At 72.0% G+C, this 19,412-nt stretch carries 19 protein-coding genes; 8 read left to right on the forward strand and 11 right to left on the reverse strand.

Going from position 1 to position 19,412, the window contains the following annotated elements:
• Positions 1-70: 70 nt before the first annotated feature.
• The 3 genes from ACFO6S_RS20705 to ACFO6S_RS20715 form a co-directional block, all read right to left on the reverse strand.
• On the reverse strand, positions 71-676 hold the full coding sequence (locus ACFO6S_RS20705) for a TetR/AcrR family transcriptional regulator (RefSeq protein WP_378419853.1): 606 nt from the start codon (positions 674-676) through the stop codon (positions 71-73).
• Positions 676-1,908, reverse strand: coding sequence for a cytochrome P450 (locus ACFO6S_RS20710; protein WP_378419854.1), 1,233 nt, complete (start codon positions 1,906-1,908; stop codon positions 676-678). The genes ACFO6S_RS20705 and ACFO6S_RS20710 overlap by 1 nt, the downstream gene beginning before the upstream one ends.
• Positions 1,909-1,998: 90 nt before the next feature.
• On the reverse strand, positions 1,999-3,543 hold the full coding sequence (locus ACFO6S_RS20715) for a SpoIID/LytB domain-containing protein (RefSeq protein ID WP_378419855.1): 1,545 nt from the start codon (positions 3,541-3,543) through the stop codon (positions 1,999-2,001).
• 188 nt (positions 3,544-3,731) lie between these two features.
• Here ACFO6S_RS20715 and ACFO6S_RS20720 point away from each other — a divergent pair, with 188 nt between their 5' ends.
• Positions 3,732-6,008: an N-acetylmuramoyl-L-alanine amidase gene (locus ACFO6S_RS20720; protein WP_378419856.1), complete on the forward strand. Its 2,277-nt coding sequence runs from the start codon at positions 3,732-3,734 to the stop codon at positions 6,006-6,008.
• Between the two features lie 70 nt (positions 6,009-6,078).
• Here the strand turns inward: ACFO6S_RS20720 and ACFO6S_RS20725 are convergent, their stop codons facing one another.
• The 3 genes from ACFO6S_RS20725 to ACFO6S_RS20735 all read right to left on the reverse strand — a co-directional run bounded on the left by ACFO6S_RS20725 (position 6,079) and on the right by ACFO6S_RS20735 (position 8,403).
• Positions 6,079-6,921 (reverse strand): HAD family hydrolase, encoded by an 843-nt coding sequence (locus ACFO6S_RS20725; protein WP_378419857.1) that lies wholly within the window; start codon positions 6,919-6,921, stop codon positions 6,079-6,081.
• A 49-nt stretch (positions 6,922-6,970) separates the two neighbouring features.
• A complete protein-coding gene (locus tag ACFO6S_RS20730; protein WP_378419962.1) occupies positions 6,971-7,549 on the reverse strand; it encodes a SanA/YdcF family protein in 579 nt (192 codons plus the stop codon).
• Positions 7,550-7,641: 92 nt separating this feature from the next.
• Positions 7,642-8,403, reverse strand: coding sequence for a lysophospholipid acyltransferase family protein (locus ACFO6S_RS20735; RefSeq protein WP_378419858.1), 762 nt, complete (start codon positions 8,401-8,403; stop codon positions 7,642-7,644).
• A 119-nt stretch (positions 8,404-8,522) separates the two neighbouring features.
• Between ACFO6S_RS20735 and ACFO6S_RS20740 the strand changes: the two genes are divergently transcribed.
• Positions 8,523-10,103: a Rieske 2Fe-2S domain-containing protein gene (locus ACFO6S_RS20740; RefSeq protein WP_378419859.1), complete on the forward strand. Its 1,581-nt coding sequence runs from the start codon at positions 8,523-8,525 to the stop codon at positions 10,101-10,103.
• Positions 10,104-10,122: 19 nt separating this feature from the next.
• Here the strand turns inward: ACFO6S_RS20740 and ACFO6S_RS20745 are convergent, their stop codons facing one another.
• Positions 10,123-11,163 (reverse strand): hypothetical protein, encoded by a 1,041-nt coding sequence (locus tag ACFO6S_RS20745; protein ID WP_378419860.1) that lies wholly within the window; start codon positions 11,161-11,163, stop codon positions 10,123-10,125.
• A gap of 573 nt (positions 11,164-11,736) precedes the next feature.
• Here ACFO6S_RS20745 and ACFO6S_RS20750 point away from each other — a divergent pair.
• Positions 11,737-12,060 (forward strand): hypothetical protein, encoded by a 324-nt coding sequence (locus ACFO6S_RS20750; RefSeq protein ID WP_378419861.1) that lies wholly within the window; start codon positions 11,737-11,739, stop codon positions 12,058-12,060.
• Here ACFO6S_RS20750 and ACFO6S_RS20755 read toward each other — a convergent pair.
• Positions 12,055-12,456, reverse strand: a complete 402-nt coding sequence (locus ACFO6S_RS20755) for an ankyrin repeat domain-containing protein (protein ID WP_378419862.1) — start codon at positions 12,454-12,456, stop codon at positions 12,055-12,057. The two genes, ACFO6S_RS20750 and ACFO6S_RS20755, sit on opposite strands and share 6 nt — an antisense overlap.
• Positions 12,457-12,529: 73 nt before the next feature.
• Entirely contained in the window at positions 12,530-13,789 is a 1,260-nt protein-coding gene (gene serS / locus ACFO6S_RS20760) for a serine--tRNA ligase (protein WP_378419863.1), read from the reverse strand.
• Positions 13,790-13,899: 110 nt separating this feature from the next.
• Between serS and ACFO6S_RS20765 the strand changes: the two genes are divergently transcribed.
• The 5 genes from ACFO6S_RS20765 to ACFO6S_RS20785 all read left to right on the forward strand — a co-directional run bounded on the left by ACFO6S_RS20765 (position 13,900) and on the right by ACFO6S_RS20785 (position 17,967).
• A complete protein-coding gene (locus tag ACFO6S_RS20765) occupies positions 13,900-15,048 on the forward strand; it encodes a septum formation family protein (RefSeq protein ID WP_378419864.1) in 1,149 nt (382 codons plus the stop codon).
• Between the two features lies 1 nt (position 15,049).
• On the forward strand, positions 15,050-15,400 hold the full coding sequence (locus ACFO6S_RS20770; protein ID WP_378419865.1) for a metallopeptidase family protein: 351 nt from the start codon (positions 15,050-15,052) through the stop codon (positions 15,398-15,400).
• A gap of 129 nt (positions 15,401-15,529) precedes the next feature.
• Positions 15,530-15,850 (forward strand): PE family protein, encoded by a 321-nt coding sequence (locus tag ACFO6S_RS20775; protein WP_378419866.1) that lies wholly within the window; start codon positions 15,530-15,532, stop codon positions 15,848-15,850.
• Positions 15,851-17,143 (forward strand): PPE domain-containing protein, encoded by a 1,293-nt coding sequence (locus ACFO6S_RS20780; protein WP_378419867.1) that lies wholly within the window; start codon positions 15,851-15,853, stop codon positions 17,141-17,143.
• Positions 17,140-17,967: an ESX secretion-associated protein EspG gene (locus ACFO6S_RS20785; protein ID WP_378419868.1), complete on the forward strand. Its 828-nt coding sequence runs from the start codon at positions 17,140-17,142 to the stop codon at positions 17,965-17,967. Before ACFO6S_RS20780 ends, ACFO6S_RS20785 begins: the two co-directional genes overlap by 4 nt.
• 36 nt (positions 17,968-18,003) lie before the next feature.
• Here ACFO6S_RS20785 and ACFO6S_RS20790 read toward each other — a convergent pair whose 3' ends face one another.
• Entirely contained in the window at positions 18,004-18,648 is a 645-nt protein-coding gene (locus ACFO6S_RS20790; RefSeq protein WP_378419869.1) for a TetR/AcrR family transcriptional regulator, read from the reverse strand.
• A gap of 94 nt (positions 18,649-18,742) precedes the next feature.
• Positions 18,743-19,411: a histidine phosphatase family protein gene (locus ACFO6S_RS20795; protein ID WP_378419870.1), complete on the reverse strand. Its 669-nt coding sequence runs from the start codon at positions 19,409-19,411 to the stop codon at positions 18,743-18,745.
• Between the last annotated feature and the right edge of the window lies 1 nt (position 19,412).

Consider the following 19,412-nt stretch of genomic DNA (forward strand, 5'->3'; position numbering starts at 1 on the left):
CGGCGAGAGGTTACCGGCGTGACCCACATCGCACAATCCCCCCGGACCCGGCCCGCCGCCCGACGGGCGGTCAGTCGCCCCGAGTGGGTCCCAGCAGCACCGGGACCACGAACTGCTCGATCATGGCGCGCTCGTCGGCCTCGTCCGCGCCGGGCACGGTGAGCAGCGAGACGATCACCCGGACCAGCCAGCGGGACCGCCGGGAGAGCTCCTCGTGGTCGCCGAGCCCGGAGTCGGCGAGGAAGGCCGTCCCGAGCACATCGATGACCTCCGACGTGCCGGCGAGTTCGGAGGCAATGCCCGCGTCGCCGAGCCCGAACCAGGCGGCCAGGGTCGGTGTCTGCCGCACCTCCCGGACCGCGCCGAGCGTCGCCTCCACGACGCGTCGGCGCGGGTCCGCGATGTCGGCGACCTGCATCGACAGTTGCTCCCCGAGCCGCCGGGCCTCCCGGTGCACGAAGGCGAGGTGCAGCGCCCGGCGGTTCTCGAAGTACCGGTACAGCGTCGCCCGCGAGCACCCCGCCGCCTTGGCGACCTCGGCCATGCCGGTGGTCGCCACGCCGCGCACCACGAACAGTTCCGCGGCGGCGTCGAGGATCCGTTCCGCCGCGATCTCGGTGCGCTCGTCACGCAGCCAGGCGGGGGCCGGGCTCGCGGAGGCGTCGGGTTCTCGCATCAGCTCACCGAGAACGGCACGTGGGTGGGCCTGCGCACGTAGTTGCCGGGCGCGTACTCGACGGCGTCGACGTCGACGGTGAAGTCCGGGTACCGGCGCAGCAGTTCCTCCAACGCGACGCGGGCCTGCATCCGCGCGGCGGCCGCGCCGAGGCAGTGGTGCCCGCCGTGGCTGAAGGTCATGATCTGGCGCGGGGCGCGCAGCACGTCGAACTCCTCGGCGTCCGGGCCGTAGGCGCGCGGATCACGGTTGGCGGAGCCGTAGACCAGCAGCGTCTTGCGGCCCGCCGGGATGGTGACGCCCTCGATGGTGACGTCGCGGGTGGTGGTGCGGGCCAGGCCCTGCACCGGCGAGGTCAGGCGCAGCAGTTCCTCGACGGCATCGGGGATCCGGGACGGGTCCTCGAGCAGCAGCGCCCGCTGGTCCGGCCGCTGGGTCAGCAACTGGACGGCACCGCCGAGCATCCCGGTGGTGGTGTCGTTGCCGCCGGTGACCATGGTGAAGGCGAACCCGAGGATGGACAGCAGCCCCGAGATGTCGCCGTCCGCGCCGACCCCGGCGTCCACCAGGTGCGAGATGGTGTCGTCCCCGGCCTGCCCGGCCGCCGCCTCGGCGCGGCGGCGCTCGATCAGGCCGCCGAAGTAGCCCATCATGTCGCCGACCGCGGCGGCAGCGTCGAGGGTGTCGCCGGTGGCGGTGGCCGCGACGATCGAGTCGGTCCAGCCGTCGAACCGGTCCCGGTCCTCGGCCGGGACGCCCAGGTAGTGCGCGACGACCATGCTCGGCAGCGGCTTGAACAGCGCGGTGACGATGTCCCCGCCGCCCGCCGCGCGCAGGCCCTCGAGGCGCTCGACGACGAAGTCCCGGACCTCGGGTTCGACGGAGTTGACCTGCCGCGGCGTGAACCCACGGGCGACCAGTCGGCGGAAGTCCGTGTGCTGCGGCGGGTCCTGCATCACCAGCGGCGGGTTGTCCCGCATGCCGATCTTGTCCAGCTCGCCGTACTGCGTGGTCAGACCGTCCGCGGAGGAGAAGGTCTCGGAGTCACGGGCGGCGGCGAACACGTCGGCGTGCCGGGTCAGCACCCAGTAGTCGTCGGCGGGCGCAGCCTCCGGGACCACGTGGTGCACGGGGTCGTGGTCACGCAGCGCCGCGTACATGCCGAACGGGTCGCGCCAGGACTCGCCGGACGGAGGAACGTAGCAAGCCTGGCCGGACACAGTTGTCGTCATGTGTCGAGCGTGAGACAGATGACACTGTTTGTCAATGGCGAGTTCCGGGCAGGATCGGCCCCGCACTCCGGGGCCGATCCTGCCGACGCCCTAGCCCGCGCTGCCGGTCCCGGGCAGCGCGGACTCGAGCACGCTGGCGTCGATGACCTGTGCGCCGGTGATCGGCGTCCACACGATGGTTCCGCGGGTGTACATCCGGAACCGACCCGCCTCGTCGGGCATCGACAACTCCGGTCCGATCGGCTTGCCCAGCACGCCGTTCTCCCCGCCCAGTTCCGCGTACTTCTTCTCGATCTCCGACGGCGCGACCCCCTCCGGGGCCGGCTCGCCGGGCGCGGCCGGCGGCGCCTGCTCGGCTCCGGTCGGCGGGGCCGCCGGGGTGCTCGGGGCAGGAGTCAGGCCCTCGACGATGGTGAACCAGTCCGACTTGAGCCCGAGCGCGGTGCGCGCGTCGTCGCCGGTGACGTCGACGGTCTTGTCGGCGCCGACCACCCGCATCCCGGTGACGCGGCCGCCGTCGGCGCCGAGCCCGTTGCGCGAGGTGACGGTCACCGTCTGCAGCTCACCCACACCGAACGCCTCGGCGATCTCGCCCGCGGTGAGCGTCTGGGTCCAGTTGTGCACCGGCGCGGACGCGTCGCCGCCGTCCTCGACCGCCGCGAACTCGCCGCCTGCCGTGAATCCTCCTGTGGAGGCAGAGAACTCGGCCGGCACCGGCACTCCGTCCCGCACCAGCGTGTTGCCCGCCGTGGAGCGCACGGCCTCGGTGGTCCGGGAGTCCTCCGCGGTCGACCCGCCGTAGACCTGGCAGGCCTGGGTGTCGCAGGTCTCCGCGTAGCCGTACCTGCCCTCGGACGCCGCGTAGGACCGCGCGGCAATTGCCTGCGCCCGCAACGCTTCCGCGCCACCGGTGTCCGCCCACTCCGGCCTCGACTCGACCGGCACCACGCCCAGCAGGTAGTCCTCCAGGTCTACGTGGTTGACCACCCTGGGCTCGGCACCCTCGAGTGCGACACCGAGCGATCCGCGAAAGCTGTTGCCGCCACACAATTTCAGGTGCTCCAACGCCGGACGGTCCGCACCGAGGTTCACCGGGTCCACCCACGGGTTCGCGGTCACGCCCTGCCAGAGCACCTCCCCGTCGCAGCCCTTGGTCACCGTGACGCTGGCGCCACCGTCGGGCATCGCGGTCAGGTGTGCGGCCTCGCCGGGCGCCACCGGGCGGTCCGCGACGGTCAGGCCGGCGTCGGAGGTGACGTTCAGACCCTGCCCGTCCAGGCCCATCAGCCGGACCGTGATCCCCCGCGGCGGCAGCTGCTCGAGCGCGGTGCCGCCGTAGTAGTGACCGATGATCCGTTCGGCGCCCCAACCCTGCTCGGCCGCGTAGCCGTAGGCCCCCCACTGACCCATGCCGCGGCCGTGGCCGTGGCCGTGCCCGGAGACCGTGAACGGGGTGTCCGCGGCCACCGCGGCGACGACGTCGCCACCGGATCCGCGGGCCGCCACCACCCCGACGCCGGCCCCGACGACCAGCGCCGGTGCGACGCCGAGGGTGAGTGCCCGGAACGCGAGATGCGCCCATCCGACACGCGGCGCGCGGCGCGCAGTGAATTTCTTCCGACGGGTCATGACCATGCCTGGACTCCCTCATCGACCGAGTCGAGCAACATAAACCTCAAGCTAAGGTTGAGGCTTAGGGAAACTGTGGCTAGTGTGGCAAGAGTCAAGAGCATTGGCAACATCTGTCACTTGAGTAACAGCCACAACACACGTTGCAGGGGCCGCGCCTCGAGCAGGTTCAGCGAAACAACTAGGGAGTCGTCTTGCCGCACCGCCGATCGAAGCCGTCGATCATCCTGGGAACGGTTGCCGCCGTAGCCATCGCGAGTCCGCTCGCGGTGTGGGGCGTCACCAGTACCTCCGGGGTCCAGTCGACCACCGAGTCCATGCCGACCGTGCCCACGGAGATCGCGGAGGTGGTCCTGGCGCAGGTCCCCGACATCGTGATCCCGCTCAAGGAGCTCACCGGCCTCGACCTGCCCGACCTGCGACTGTCGAACCTGGCGAAGCTGCCGACGGAGATTCCGCTGCCGCAGAACCTGCCGCTCCCCGAGGGCGTGACCCTGCCGCCCAGCATCACGCTGCCCGCCCTGCCCGGCCTGCCCGCGGCCGGCGACATCGCCGAGCCGGTCCCCGGCGCGCCCGCCCCGGCGCCTGCCCCCGCTCCCCCGGCGCCGGAGCAGGAGTTCGGCACCGCGGTCAAGGAGATCACCCGCGAATCCCCGTTCAGCATGATCGCGCTGACCTCGGACCTCGGGGCCGCCGCCGCGAAGATCCGGGCGCGCCTCGCCGACGGCTCCTGGGGCCCGTGGTTCGCCACCGAGCCGGTCGACTCCCGCAAGAACGACCGCACCGCCGGCGGAAAGACCGGCACCGAACCGGTCTTCGTCGGCGAGACGAACGCGGTGCAGGTGCTGGTGACCAAGGCCGCGCAGGCCCTCGCCGCGGTGCCCGCGTCCGGCGCCGCGGACGCCCCCGCGCCCGCCGAACTGCTGCCCAACCTGTTGAGCCCGGCCGACCCGGCGAAGCCTGCGGTCGGCTTCGCGCCCGCCGCCCTGAGCTCGCCGCTCCGGACGCAGGACACCGCGCCCGGCGGCGATCCGGCACCGGCACCGGCACCGGAGACGGCACCGGAGACGGTCGCCCCGACCGCCCCGGCAGCCCCCGGGACCACCACCGACCAGTCGACCGCCGCGGACATCGCGGACGCCGTCACCGCCGTGCTGATCCAGCCCGGCAGCGGTGACGCGGACGGCGACCTCACCGACATCGCCGGACCGGTCGGCGGCAACGGACCGAAGGTGATCACCCGCGCGCAGTGGGGCGCCGACGAGAGCATCCGCTGCGATTCGCCCAGCTACGACGACTCGCTCGGCGGCGCGACGGTGCACCACACAGCCGGCAGCAACGACTACTCCAGGGCCGAGTCGGTGGAGATCGTCCGGTCCATCTACGCGTACCACGCGCGCACCCTCGGCTGGTGCGACATCGGCTACAACGTGCTGGTCGACAAGTACGGCCAGACCTTCGAGGGCCGGGCGGGCGGACTCGACCGCAACGTCCAGGGCGCGCACGCGGGCGGTTTCAACGAGAACACGATGGGCATCGCGATGATGGGCGACTTCTCGGCCGTCACCCCGCCGCAGGCCACCGTCGAGGCCGTCGGCAAGTTCCTGGGCTGGCGTCTCGGCAGGGCCGGCCTGAACCCGACCGGCCACACCACCATGTACTCCGAGGGCACCGAGTTCACCCCGTTCGCGCAGGGTAGCGCCGTCGACCTGCCGGTCATCTTCGCGCACCGCGACGTCGGCAACACCAGCTGCCCCGGCGACGCCGCCTACGCGAAGATGGGCCAGATCCGGTCCATCGCCCAGGCGAACCTCGGCGGGTCCACCGGCATCCTCTCCGTCGCACCGGACCGGACTCAGTCGAACAAGCCGCCGGTGAACAAGCCGCCGGCGTCCGGGACCGACCCGGCCGGAACCCCCGACAGCGGGACCCTGCTCGACACCGGTTCGGTGGATCAGTCGATCGAGACGATCGACGCCCTGGTCGGCGAACTGCTCAAGCTCACCGACCAGTCCCCGATCGCGCAGAAGTGGATCTCCGAGGGCGGCGAACTCGGCCGTCTCGGCGCCTCCCTGACCGGGATCCTGCCCGCGAAGGCCGGTAATTCCCTCGTGAAGTTCCACAACGGCGCCATCGCCACCTCGCCCAACGGCGGCACCTGGTCGGTGCTCGGCAAGATCTACGAGATCTGGAGCGAGAGCGGTCTCGACGCCGGCCTCCTCGGCCTGCCGACCAGCGACGAGTACCAGGTACCGGACGGCAAGCGCACCGACTTCGAGTTCGGCTCGCTGATCTTCAACGAGCTCACCGGCGCGGTCACCACCGTGATGAAGGCCTACAACGAGGCCTACGCGAACGCCACCGCAGGCCTGCCGGCCGTGGATGCGGCGGCACCGGTTCCGGCCCCCGCGGCCGCACCCGCCCCCGCGGCACCGGCCCCCGTGGTCGAGGCACTCGTCCCGGCCGCCTGACGCCCTTCGATCCCGACGCCGTGGACCGGCACCCCGCCCGGGGTGCCGGTCCACGGCCTTCTGGGCTGGGTCAGTTCGCCCACCAGCGCTCGAGCACCCGCGCGACCCCGTCGTTGGAGTTCGACGCCGTCACCTCGTCGGCGGCCGCGATCGCATCGGGATGTGCGTTGCCCATCGCCACGCCGTGCCGGGCCATCGAGAGCATCGGCACGTCGTTGGGCATGTCACCGAACGCGACGATCCCGGTGGCGTCGACGCCGAGCAGCTCCGCGAGCGCGATCAGCCCGGACGCCTTGGTGACCCCGGGCGCGGCGACCTCGATCAGTCCGTTGTTCGTCGAGTAGGTCAGGTCCACCTGGCCGTCGACCAGCGGGGCGAGCCGCTCGACCATGTGTGAGCTGGCGATTCCGGGCAGCCGGATGAGCATCTTCACCGCCGGGTACGCGATCACCTCCGCGTCGGAGACCTCGGTGTCGTCGGGGTTGAGCCAGGCGTGCTCGTAGTCGGGCGAGCTGACGAACTGCGGAGTGGCCGCATCGTGGGCGCTGGCACCCACCCGTTCCGCGGCAAGCCCACAGCCCGGCAGCGCCGACTTGGCCAGCTCCGCGATCCAGGCCAGCACGTCCGCGGACAGGGTCTCGGCGCGCAGCACCCGGTCCGTCGCGCTGTCGTAGAGCACGGCGCCGTTGGCACACACCGTCATCGGCGCCATCGAGAGACCGTCGACCACCGGGGCGATCCACCGCGGCGGGCGGCCGGTGGCCAGCACGAACGGCACCCCGTCCGCGACGGCCGCGTGCACGGCCGCGCGGGTGCGGGCACTGACCATCTCGTCGTCGTCGATCAGCGTGCCGTCGACGTCGCTGGCGATCAGGAGGGGTTTGGCATATCCGTTGTCCGGCACCGCACCCATCTTGCCGCACCGGCGCCGCCCCGGCCGAGCGGCTCGGCGCCCCGCGTGGTCAGTCCGCCAGCACCCGATCGAGCGCGTCGTCCGGGGGCGAGCTCACCTTCGGCGGCCGGTTGGAGAGCATGTCCGCGACGGCCTTCGGTCGGGCAATCCACTCGCGGGCGGTGTTCCGGGCCACGGTGATCCTCCGGCAGTCGCAGTCCGCCTTGACCCCGTCCGCGTCGATGCCGGCGTGCCGGCACAGCGCGACCGCGCGGGAGGCATGGTTGCCCTGGCTGACGATCAGCGCCCGGCGCACCCCGAAGGTCGCCGCGGCGCGCGCGCAGGTGTCGTAGGTGTCCAGCCCGTAGTCGTCACCGACGATCAGGTCACGGTCGACGCCCTGGTCCACCAGGTAGTCGGTCATTGCGGCAATCTCGTTGCCGGAATTGCCGTTTGCATCGCCGGAGACCAGCACCGCACGGGCCTTGCCCGTGCGGACCAGCTCCGCACCCACGTCGAGACGGCCGGCCAGGAACGACATCGGCCGGCCGTCCTGCACCTTCGCGCCGAGCACGATCACCACCGGCGCCGCGGGCGCGTCCGCCGCGTCGTGGACTCGGCCTGCGGAGGCGACGCCGATCCAGGCCATCGAGCCGAGCACCACCGCGGCCAGCAGGGTCGCGACGCCCGCCGCGGCGAGGACCACCCGACGCCGCACCCGTCGACCGCCCGCGGTGGCGGTCAGGAGGACCCGTCCCGCGGCGCCTGCGCCCGGCGGGCCGCCTTCGCCTCGGCGTCGGCGGCGTCCATCCGGTCGGCCTCCGCCAGCGTCGGGGCGCTGCCGCCGAGACGGGCGGGCACCCAGAACTCGCCGGCCGGATGGGTGTAGCTCGCCTGCAGCGACGCCAGCAGTGCCGACATGCTCGCGTGCAGCTCGGCGGTCAGCTCGGCCGCCGGCTCGCGGGGCGCGATCGGGGTGCCGACCGCGATCGAAATCGGGGTGTTGGTGCGGCCCAGTCGTTTCGGGTGCCCCTTGGTCCACACGCGCTGGGCGCCCCAGATCACGACCGGGATGATCGGCACGTCCGCCTCGATGGCCATCCGGGCGGCCCCGGACTTGAAGTCCTTGAGCTCGAAGCTGCGACTGATGGTGGCCTCCGGGTACACCCCGACCAGTTCGCCCCGGCGCAGGTCGTCGACGGCGGCCCGGAAGGAGTCGGCACCGGCGGCGCGATCGACCGGAATGTGCTTGAGCGTGCGCATGATCGGCCCGGAGATCTTGTTGTCGAAGACCTCCTTCTTGGCCATGAAGCGGATGTACCGCTTGACCTTGCGCGCCGGCAGGCCGGCGTACGTGAAGTCCAGGTATCCGGTGTGGTTGACGGCGATCACCGCCCCGCCCCGGGCCGGGATGTTCTCCTCGCCCGTGACCGTGAACTTCAGGCCCTGAGCGGCAAACATCGTGCGCGCGATACCGATGATGGTTCTGTAGACGGGTTCCACGGTCGCCAGCGTAGTCGTCAGCGTCACAGCCGACGGTTCGCGAACCGCCCGGCGTCAACCGGGGCGCCCCGGCCCAGGCACTACCCTGGAGGCGTCGAATATCCTCAGGAGGCATACCAGTGCAGGTCACGAGCGTCGGACACGCCGGATTCCACATCCAGACCGAGGCGGGATCGATCCTCTGCGACCCGTGGGTCAACCCCGCGTACTTCGCGTCGTGGTTCCCCTTCCCGGACAACACGGGGCTGGACTGGGACGCCCTCGGCGACGTCGACTACCTGTACGTCTCGCACCTGCACAAGGACCACTTCGACCCCGAGACGTTGACCAAGCACGTCAACAAGGACGCGACGGTGCTGCTGCCGGACTACCCGGTGCCGGACCTGCGCCGCGAGCTCGAGAAGCTCGGCTTCCACAAGTTCTTCGAGACGCAGGACTCCGTCAAGCACCGCGTGAGCGACGCCGGCATCCGGCTCGCCCCGCAGTCCCCGCTCCAGCCGGGCGAGCTGGACGTGATGATCATCGCGCTGCGGGCGCCCGCGGACGGCCCGATCGGCGACTCCGGCCTCGTCGTCTCCGACGGCACCACCACCTGCTTCAACATGAATGACGCCCGCCCGGTGGACATGGACGTGCTCGGTGAGCAGTTCGGCAAGGTCGACATCCACCTGCTGCAGTACTCGGGCGCGATCTGGTACCCGATGGTCTACGACATCCCGTCCGGCACCAAGCGCAACTTCGGCAAGCAGAAGCGCCAGCGCGGCATGGACCGGTGCCGCAACTACATCGACCAGGTCGGGGCGACCTGGGTGGTGCCGTCGGCCGGTCCGCCGGTGTTCCTGGACCCGGAGCTGCGCTACCTCAACGACGACCACGGCGACGAGGGCAACATCTTCCCCGACCAGATCGTCTTCCTCGAGCAGATGCGGTTGCACGGCAACGACGGCGGCCTGCTGATGATCCCCGGCTCGACGGTGGACATCCAGGGCTCCGACGCGACCCTGACGCACCCGGTCCCGGACGCCGTGGTGGACGCGATCTTCTCGGACAAGGCCGCGTACATCGAGGACATGGCGCAGCGCCTGGCTCCGGTGCTGGCCGCGGAGAAGGCCGGGTGGGCGCCGGCCGAGGGCGAGCCGCTGCTCGAACCGCTCAAGGCGAAGTTCGAGCCGATCATGGCGCAGTCCGACGTGATCTGCGACGGCATCGGCTACCCCGTCGGCCTGGTGATGGGCGAGGAGACGGTGGTGCTCGACTTCCCGAACCGCACCGTCCGCGCCCCCATCGAGGGCGAGGGCAAGTACCGCTACGGCTTCCGGATCGCCCCCGAGCTGGTGCGCACCGTGCTCCGCGACGACGAGCCGGACTGGGTGAACACCATCTTCCTGTCCACCCGCTTCGAGGCGTGGCGGGTCGGCGGGTACAACGAGTTCCTCTACACCTTCTTCAAGTGCCTGACCGACGAGCGAATCGCCTACGCCGACGGCTGGTTTGCCGAGGCGCACGACGACTCGTCGTCGATCGAGTTGGGCGGCTACGAGATTCAGCGCCGGTGCCCGCACCTGAAGGCCGACCTGTCGAAGTTCGGCGTCGTCGAGGGCACCAACCTGACGTGCAACCTGCACGGCTGGCAGTGGGATCTCGAGACCGGGCGCTGCAAGACCTCGAAGGGTCACGAGCTGCGCTCGTCCAAGCTCTGACGGGCCGGCGGTCAGTCCGTCAGCGCCACGCCGCGAAGTCGGGCTCCGGCATGACGCGTTCGGGTTCGGGTGCGGGGGCGGGGACGGCCCGTTCCCGGTTGCCGAGCAGTGCGATGGCGGCCAGTGCCAGTGCCCCGACCACGATCAGCGGGTACGGCCACCAGCGCCGGTCGGCCGCCGGGGCGGCGACGACGGTCGCCTCGGGGGCGGGCTCGGCCTTGGCAGGCGGCGTGTTCTTCGGCAGTGCGGCGGTCGCGTTGCGCACCGACTCGTCGAGCCCCTTGACCACACCGGTGACCGGGCCGATGCCCGACACCAGCTGGTCGGTACCGGCGGCGAGCAGCTTGCCACCGTCGTCGAGTTGGACCAGTCCGTCCCGCAGCTGCCCGGTGCCGTCGGCCAGCAGCGCGACGCCGGCCGGGAACTGCGCGGCCGGGTCGTTCAGCTCGTACGAGAGCTGCCGGGCACCGTCACGCAGCAGGTTCAGCTGCGCCATCGTGTCGGGGCCGAGGCCCTTCGCGTTGAGCGAGTCGACCGCCGAGCGCAGCTGCGCCGCGGCACCCTGGGAGACCGGGTCCGGGAGAATCGCCACCGTGTCGGCGATCCCGGTGAGGGTGCCGATCACCTCCGCCTGGGTGTCGCCGAGCCCGGAGAGGGTGCCGACCACCGTGTCGACGCCACCGCTGACCTGTGACGCCCCGTCGCCGAGCAGCGCGACACCACCCTTGAGCTGACCGGTGCCGTCGGCGATCTGCCCCGCCGCATCCCGGGCCAGACCGAGTCCGTCGGAGAGCTGCCGGGCACCGTCCTGCAGTTGGGCACCACCCTCGGTCAGCTGGCCGACTCCGCCGCCCAGCAGGCTCAGCGGCAACCCGGCACTGGAGAGGGCCTTGCGGGCCTTGCTCAGGGCGGCCTGGTCGATGTCCGACGTGTCGGCAGCCACCGGCGCGGCCGTCTCGGTCACGACAACCGGGTCCGGACTGTCGGTGGCAGCCCCCACGACACCGACGCCCACCAGGGCCAACGATGCCACCGTGGCGGCAAGGATCTGTATACGCATGGGCGATGACGGTAGTGCCGACGCCTAAGGGACCTCTGAGGGCCCCTCCGACCGCCTGGTCCCGGGCCGCGCACTCCGGCCGGACGACCACACGGAGTCGGCCCGGACGTCCCTCCCCGACCGATGAGCGGTGCGCCCGCACCCGGTGGCCCGAGCCGTCGACCCACATTACGTAATGGCATCAATTCCATTGGACTGCAATCCAATTCACGGACCCCTCCCGCGATCGAGGTCGAGCCCTCGGCGACCGGGCCCGCCGGGGACGACAACCGTGCGGCACACGGACCTGCCGCGACCTCTGAACGTGGACCGATCGACGTGACTGCCGTCACATGCATTCGCGCGTACGGGGAATTTCCCTCGAACTGGACGGCGTTGCACAGAAGGCACACCTTTTCGGCGCACGCCGTGCCCACGGCACCCCGGTAGTGAACGTGCACCGGGGCCGACGGCACCGCCGGTCGCGAGCATGACGGACGCCTCCCGGAAGGTTGGTGACGGCCACTGGTGTCCGTCTTCCGGCGCGCTGCCCGCACTGCGCCGAACCGTCCTTCCGAACGGAAGGACAAGGCCGTGAGAGACACCGCCATCAGCTGGACCCTGGGATTGCTCACCGCAGGCGCAGTAGTCTCCGCCGGTCTCGGATCCGATCCGACCGACTGGGGTCAGACCCACCAGAACGTGCTGCCGAGCCTCCTGGCCGCCGATCCCGGCATGGCGCGGGACGCCGATTCCGACCGGAACGACGACCGTCGGCACGAGGAGCGAGAGCGACTGCAGGACGAGCACAGCGAGGACCTCCAGGAGCGGAGAGAGGGCATTCCGCCGCTCCTGCTGTGGCCGCCCCCGGTCACCGAACCCGAACCCGAACCCGCGCCCGGTCTCGGGTCGTCATGACCGAGACGAACCCCACAACTCCAGGTAATCCTCGCGCCCGAACATCCGCGCGGAGTCGACCGCGGTGGGGTGCCCGGCGTGCGGATCGGCACCCGCCGCGGCGAGCGCCCGGACCACCGCGTCCTCACCCTTGAAGATGGCACCGGCGACCGGGGACTGACCGCGATCGTTGAGTCGGTTCACCTCCGCGCCACGCTCGATCAGCAGCTGCACCGCCTCGACATGACCGTGATAGGCCGCGAGCATCACCAGGGTGTCGCCCGTGCCGTTGGTCAGATTCGCCGGGACCCCCGCGTCGAGGTAGGCCGCGAGGGTGTCGGCGTCGCCCGCCCGGGCCGCGTCGAACACTCGCTGGGCGATCTCCTGCAACTGCGGGTCGATCGGATCGTCCGTCATGTCGACCGAAGCTACTCCCACCCCGTGCCACCGTCGACGGACGGCGCACGAGGTCGCCGTACGCGCGGACGAACTACGGGGCCCGCAGGACGTCGGTTCCGACGAACGGCTGCAGCGCGGCGGGCACCGTCACGCTGCCGTCGGCCTGCTGGTGGTTCTCGAGGATCGCGACCAGCCACCGGGTGGTGGCCAGCGTTCCGTTGAGGGTCGCGGCGGTCTGCGGCTTGCCGTTCTCGTCGCGGTAGCGCACCGAGAGGCGTCGGGCCTGGAAGGTGGTGCAGTTCGAGGTGGAGGACAGCTCTCGGTAGGCCTGCTGGGTGGGCACCCAGGCCTCGCAGTCGAACTTGCGCGCCGCGGACGAACCCAGGTCGCCGCCGGCGACGTCGATCACCCGGTACGGCACCTCGATCGCGGCGAGCATCTCGCGCTCCCAGGCCAGCAGCCGCTGGTGCTCGGCGTCCGCGTCCTCCGGCCGGCAGTAGGTGAACATCTCCACCTTGTCGAACTGGTGCACCCGGATGATGCCGCGGGTGTCCTTGCCGTAGCTGCCTGCCTCGCGGCGGAAGCAGGAGGACCAGCCGGCGTACCGCTTCGGCCCCGACTCCAGGTCGAGGATCTCGCCGGAGTGGTAGCCGGCCAGCGGCACCTCGGAGGTGCCGACGAGGTACAGGTCGTCCGCCTCGAGGTGGTACACCTCGTCGGCGTGCTGGCCGAGGAAGCCGGTGCCCTTCATGATCTCGGGACGCACCAGCACCGGCGGGATCATCATGGTGAACCCGTTGGCCATCGCCTTCTGCGCCGCCAGCTGCAGCATGCCGAGCTGGAGCATCGCGCCGAACCCGGTGAGGAAGTAGAACCGCGAGCCGGAGACCTTGGCTCCGCGCTCCATGTCGATCAGGCCGAGTGACTCGCCGAGCTCGAGGTGGTCCTTGGGCTCGAAGTCGAACGTCGGCAGCTCCCCGACGGTCTCGAGGGTGATGAAGTCGTCCTCGCCACCGGCGGGCGCGCCCTCCTGCACGATGTTGGAGATCGCCCGCTGCGCGGCGTCGAGGGCGGCGTCCGCCTCGTGCTGCGCGGCCTCGGCGTCCTTGACCTGCTGAGCCAGTTCCTTGGACCCGGCGAGCAGCGCCGGGCGCTCCTCCGCGGACGCCTGCCCGACCTTCTTGCCGAGCGCCTTCTGCTCGGCCCGCAGGTTGTCGCCGGACAACACCGCGGCGCGACGGGACTCGTCGGCGGCCAGCAGCGCGTCGACCAGGGCCGGGTCCTCGCCGCGGGTGCGCTGTGACTCGCGGACGACGTCGGGATTCTCACGCAGGAACTTCAGGTCAATCACAAGAACAGACCCTACTTGGTCGCCGCCGGTGACGATCGGAACCCGTCCGACGGCACGCGCGGGCGCGATGGTTCGGCCGCCGTTCACGCCAACAGGCATGATGGAAGACGATGTCCGACGAACCCACACCCGAGACCTCGCGCCCCGACCCGGTGGACGGCACCCCGAGCCCGACCGGCGACGACGCCTCCGCTGACGCGGACACCGCCACCGGCCGGCCCGTCGATCAGCCGCGGAGCCGGTACCTGTCTGCGAAGACGACCCGACGCGCGCTCGCCGCGGTCGCTGTCGGCGCCCTGCTCGCCGCGTTGATCACCATCGTGTTCTCCGACGGTTTCCAGAGCGGCGACGAGTTGATCTCGCACCCGAACACCGGCGGCCCGATGTCCACCGGCGCCGTCGCGGGCAAGGCGTTCGGCACCGCCGGTGTCGGCGACTGCCTGACGTGGACCAAGGACGACGCCGGTGACCTGTCGAAGGTCGACTGCACCGACGACCACCTGTTCGAGGTGGCCGCCGAGGTGGACCTGAGCATCTTCCCCGGCACCGAGTTCGGCCCGGGTTCGCGTTTCCCCGGGGTCCTGCGGTTCTCCGAGCTGCGCGACGAACACTGCACGCCCGCGGTCAACGCGTACCTCGGCGCCCGATACGACCCGCACGGCAAGTTCAGCGTCGGGCTGATCAATCCGGGCGAGGCCGGCTGGGCGGCCGGCGAACGAACCGTGCGCTGCGGCCTGCAGAACTCCGGCACCACCGGCAACCTGCAGCCGATCACCGGCACCGTGGCCAACCAGGACCAGTCCAAGGTGTGGAACGGCGGCACCTGCATCGGCATCAACCAGAACGTGCCCACCGATCCGGTCGACTGCGCGGAACCGCACGCCTTCGAGACGATCTCCGTGGTCGACCTGGGCGCGAAGTTCCCGGACGGCTTCCCCACCGTCGAGGACCAGGACCGGTACCTCGAGGAGACCTGTACCCAGGCCTCGAACGAGTACCTCGGACCCGACGGGCTGCGGAACAAGACCCTCACCCTGTTCTGGGACAACGTGGACCTCACCAGCTGGCTGGCGGGCAGTCGCAAGGTCAACTGCTCGGTCGGCAAGGAGATCGACACCGGCGGCTTCGCGTCGATCGTGAACTCCACGAAGGGCGAGATCCTGATCAACGGCGCACCGCCGGTGCCCCCGCCCGCGCTGCCCGAGGGTCGTTCCGTGCCCACCCCGCTGCCCGGGGCCGCCCCCGCCCCGATCGGCTGACATGCCGGTACCCATGACCGAGGCCGCCTTCGAGGAACTGGTCTCCGAGGCACTCGACCTGATCCCGCCCAAGCTCGCCCGGGCCATCGACAACGTGGTGGTCCTGGTCGAGGACCGAGATCCCGAGGATCCCGGCCTGCTGGGGCTCTACCAGGGCATCGCGCTGACCGAACGCGACAGCCACTACGGCGGCTCGCTGCCCGACACCATCACCATCTACCGCGAGGCGCTGCTCGAGCTGTGCGAGACGCCGGAGCAGGTGGTCGAGGAGGTCGCGATCACCGTCATCCACGAGATCGCGCACTACTTCGGGATCGAGGAGGAGCGGCTCCACCAGCTCGGCTGGGGCTGACCGGGCTCGACCCCACGGGGCCCACCCGACGACGGCCGGGACACCCCCGCCCGCTGGAACCTCCCCGCACCGCGGCGCGTCCAAGCTCGTGACGGACGCCCACCGCGAGCCCTCCAGGAGGCCGGGACCATGCCAGCCCACGTGTACGTCTCACCCGACGCGCTGATCTCCGCCGCCGCCCAACTCGACGCCCTGGCGCGGCGCCTGCAGTCCTCGCTCGACGCCCATGCCCCCGCACTGCACCTGCCGCCCGCAGGCAGCGAGGAGGTCTCGACGCTGGCAGCGGCCGCGTTCAACTCCGTCGCGGACGGATTCCTGCCCGCCGCGGCCACCGGCATCGCGGAACTGGTCGCGGCCGCCGCCACCCTGCGCGGGCACGCCGCCGAGTACGCGGACCTCGACCACTCGTTCGGCGCCGCCCTCGACGCGGGCGCCCGGGCGGAGCGTTAGATGTCCCTCGGATTCACCGGCGTCCTCTGGCTGCCGCGCGGCGCCACCGCGAACTCGACCGCACTCAATGCCGGGGTCGGCCCTACCGCGCTTACCGCGGCGAGCACGGCCTGGGCCGCGCTGTCGGCCGGCCTCGCGGACGCGGCCGCGACGATGACCACGGTGCTGGCTGAGCTCGCCGCCGGATGGGAGGGCGTCGCCGCCGACGCGGCACTGGCCAGGCTCGTCCCGTTCCAGGTGTGGACGCAGGAGGCGAGCGCGATGGCCGCCGCGACCGCGGGCAGGGCCGCCGCCGAGGCCGCCGCGCACACCGTCGCCCGGCTCGCCATGCCCAGCCTCGCCGAGATCGCGGCGGTGAAGACCGCGAAGCTGGTGGCCCACACCGTCGGCGGGTCGCTCGCCGGCGCGGGCGCGGCCGCGGAGGCTGCGGACCGGGCGATGGACGTGCGGGCCGGGCTGGTGATGGAGGCCTACGAGGCCGCGTCGACCGCCGCAGCGACGCCCCAGACCTTCACTCCCCCACCACCGTTGGCCCACGGACCGAAGGCCGCCGCGGCGGACGACCCCGTCCCGGCGCCGCCGGGCGGCGGGATCGGCGACTTCCGCACGAACCCGGCCGCCACGGCCGTCACCGCGGTGTCGGCCCTGTCCCAGCACCCGGCCGTCGCCGGCGCGGCCTCGCAGGCCGGCTCGATCGCCGGGCCCGGACTTGGCGTCGCGACCTCCCTCGCACCGTCGGCGGTCGCCGCCCTCACCGGTGGCGTCGGGCCGGCGGCGGGCGGCGCGGCGAGCGGCCGGGACGGCCTGGCCGCCAGGCCCACGAGCTCCGCCGCGCGCGGCGAGGGCGGCGCCCAGCCCGGGTTCCGCGGCCCCGGAACCATGCCGATCCGCGCCACGGGATCGGCTGGCGTCGGCGGATCAACCGGCGCGACTGCGTATTTCGGCGGGCCCGACCTCGTCGGCGACCTCGCCGGGCACACCGCCGCGGGGCGGGGCGGCGGTTCCGTCTCGGGATCGGCGGGCGGTGGCGGCGCGGGACCGGTCGGTGGCCACTCCGGCGACGGCGCCGGCGGCAGGGACGTCCCGCCGGTCCACGACGCGGCCCGGGCCGACGCAGCCTCGGCCGCTCGGGGCGGACTACTCGGCGCCCCGATGACCGGCGGCGCCCGCGGCCCGGGATCGGCGGACGGGGAGCACGCGGTCCCCGACTACCTACGCGGCTTCGAGCACTTCGCCGACGGCCGGGTGGTGATCCCGTCGGTGATCGGCGCGGACCCGGACACCCTGTCGTGACCGCGATCTGGCCCGTCCGGTGCCCCGGTGCCCTGCCCCCTGGCGCCGTACTGGCCCCGACGGCCCTGCCGCCGACGACCCTGGCACTCGACGAACTGGACCTGTTGCTGCAGCTGCTCGACATCGACGAGCTGCCGGTGGTCCTGGACGCGGCGCCGCGGCACGACGCGGTCGCGGCCCGCGAGGCCGCAGGTGCGGCGGCCGCCCGGACCCTCACCGGCCGCGGGCTGCTCGACGGCAACCGTCCGCACCCCGACCTCGCCGACCGGCTGTGGACCCTGGCCCGGCCCGACCGCGAGGTCTCGCTGCGCCGCCACACCGGCGACGGCGTCGAGCGCCTGTGCGTGGCCCGCGGACCACGCGGCGCCATGGCCGCCGATCGCGGGCGCGATCACGTTGTGCTGCGGCATGTTCCGTCGTCGGCACTCGGCGTGCTGTGCGACGCGCTGGGTTCGGCACAGCCGCTGGCCTTCGGCCCCGTCAACACCGTCACCGCCGGCCTCGTCGAGGCGCTCGCGGACTGCGGCGATCCCACCGCGACGGCCCGCAGTCTCGCCGGCCTCGGCCTGGCCGGACCCGAGGCCGTCGTGCTCGCCGCCGCGCTGGCGACCTGCCTGGCCCGCACCGAGATCGTCGCCGTGCGGCACAGCGACGGCCGGGCCGCGCCGCTCGGGGCACCGGTCGCGGTGTTCGACACCGAGCACGGCCGGATCCTCGGCACCTCGAGCACCGCCGCCGACGGGGTCGGCTGGTCCACCCTCGGGCCGGGCGGCGACGCCCGGGTCCGTCAGGCGGTGGCGGAGCTGCTGGCCGAACCGCGCTGACCGCCCCGCCCGATCAGTTCGTCCCGACCGATCAGTTCAGCCCGCGCAGCACGCGTCACTGCCGGTGGCCTGCGCCCGGCTCGCCGCGGACTGCCATTCCCGGATCTGGGCGGCGACGAAGTCGACGAAGAACTTGAAGGCCCGGTCGACCCGGGCCCGGTCTCCGGTGGCCAACAGGTCCAGCAGCAGCCCCCGGACCTGAGCGAGGATCAGCGTCGCGACCTCGGCGACATCCCGCTCCGGGCAGTCGCGGTGACGCAACCCCACCTGGAGGGCGTCCAGCCAGTCGTCGACGAAGTATTCGAGGTACCGTTCGTACCTCTCCGGATCCCACAGCGCCTGCGAGTAGATCTCGAACATCAGCCGGAACCGCGGGAGGATCTCCGGCGCGGTGCGCGCGACCCACCAACTCTTCAGCAGTTCCACCGGGTCGTCGTCGTCGCGGCCCATCGCCAGCGGGATGGATCCGCGGCGGAGGTGCTCGACGACCGCGGCCAGCAGTTCTTCCTTGCTGCCGAAGTGGCCCAGCAGCGACGCATGCGAGATCCCCGCGGCCTGAGCCAACGGCCGAATCGACTGGTCTCCGAGACCGTGCTCGATGACGTATTCCGTGATCAGGCCGAGCAACTCCTCGCGGCGCCCCTGGTATCGCAGGCTACGCTTGTCAACTCGCTCGGTCATGTCCTGAGATTACCTACCGACCAGCCACAATCGCGGTATTCGAGGGCGTATGGGCCTGCAAGTCGGCCAAACGCATGATACGAGCGACGAACGGTCAGCCCATCGGGTCGTCAGGCACGGCCGCGGCGAGATCGAACGGGGGCAGCACGGCGCCCCAGCGCACGCACTGCCAGCCGCCGCCGGGGGTCGGCACCAGCTCCACGGTCTGGGTGTTGTCCAGGTGGGTGCGGGCGGAGAAGGCGCCGTCCATTCCGGCGAGGTACCCGGCGACGAGGCGGATCGCGGCCCCGTGGCTGACCACCAGCACGTCACCCGAATCGTCGGCGGCCGAGTCCAGGAACTCCCGGCGCAACGCGCTCAGCACCGGCACGTACCGGCCGAGGACGTCCTCGCCGGACTCACCACCCGGCACCCGGGCCGCCAGGTCGCCCGCATGCCAGGCGTGGAACACCTTCGCGAACAGCTCGTGCGAGGCACGGTCGGACCGATCCTCGAGGTCGCCCGCCTGTGCTTCGTGGATCCCCTCGCGCACCTGCACCGCGACACCCGACGCCCGCTCGACCCACTGCGCGGTCTGCCTGGCGCGCAGCGCTTCCGATGCCACCACCGCCAGCGGCGCCGGTCCCACCAGGGTGCCGCCGAACGCCCGGGCCTGCCCCTCGCCGTGCTCGGTGAGCCGGGCCCCCGGCAACCGGGTGTCCAGCCGCAGGCCCACATTGGCCTCGGTCTGGCCGTGCCGGACCAGGATCAGCTTGCCCGGCACG

Origin of the sequence: Rhodococcus kronopolitis (assembly GCF_042654025.1) — a bacterium.
Classification (GTDB): Bacteria; Actinomycetota; Actinomycetes; order Mycobacteriales; family Mycobacteriaceae; genus Rhodococcus_G; species Rhodococcus_G kronopolitis.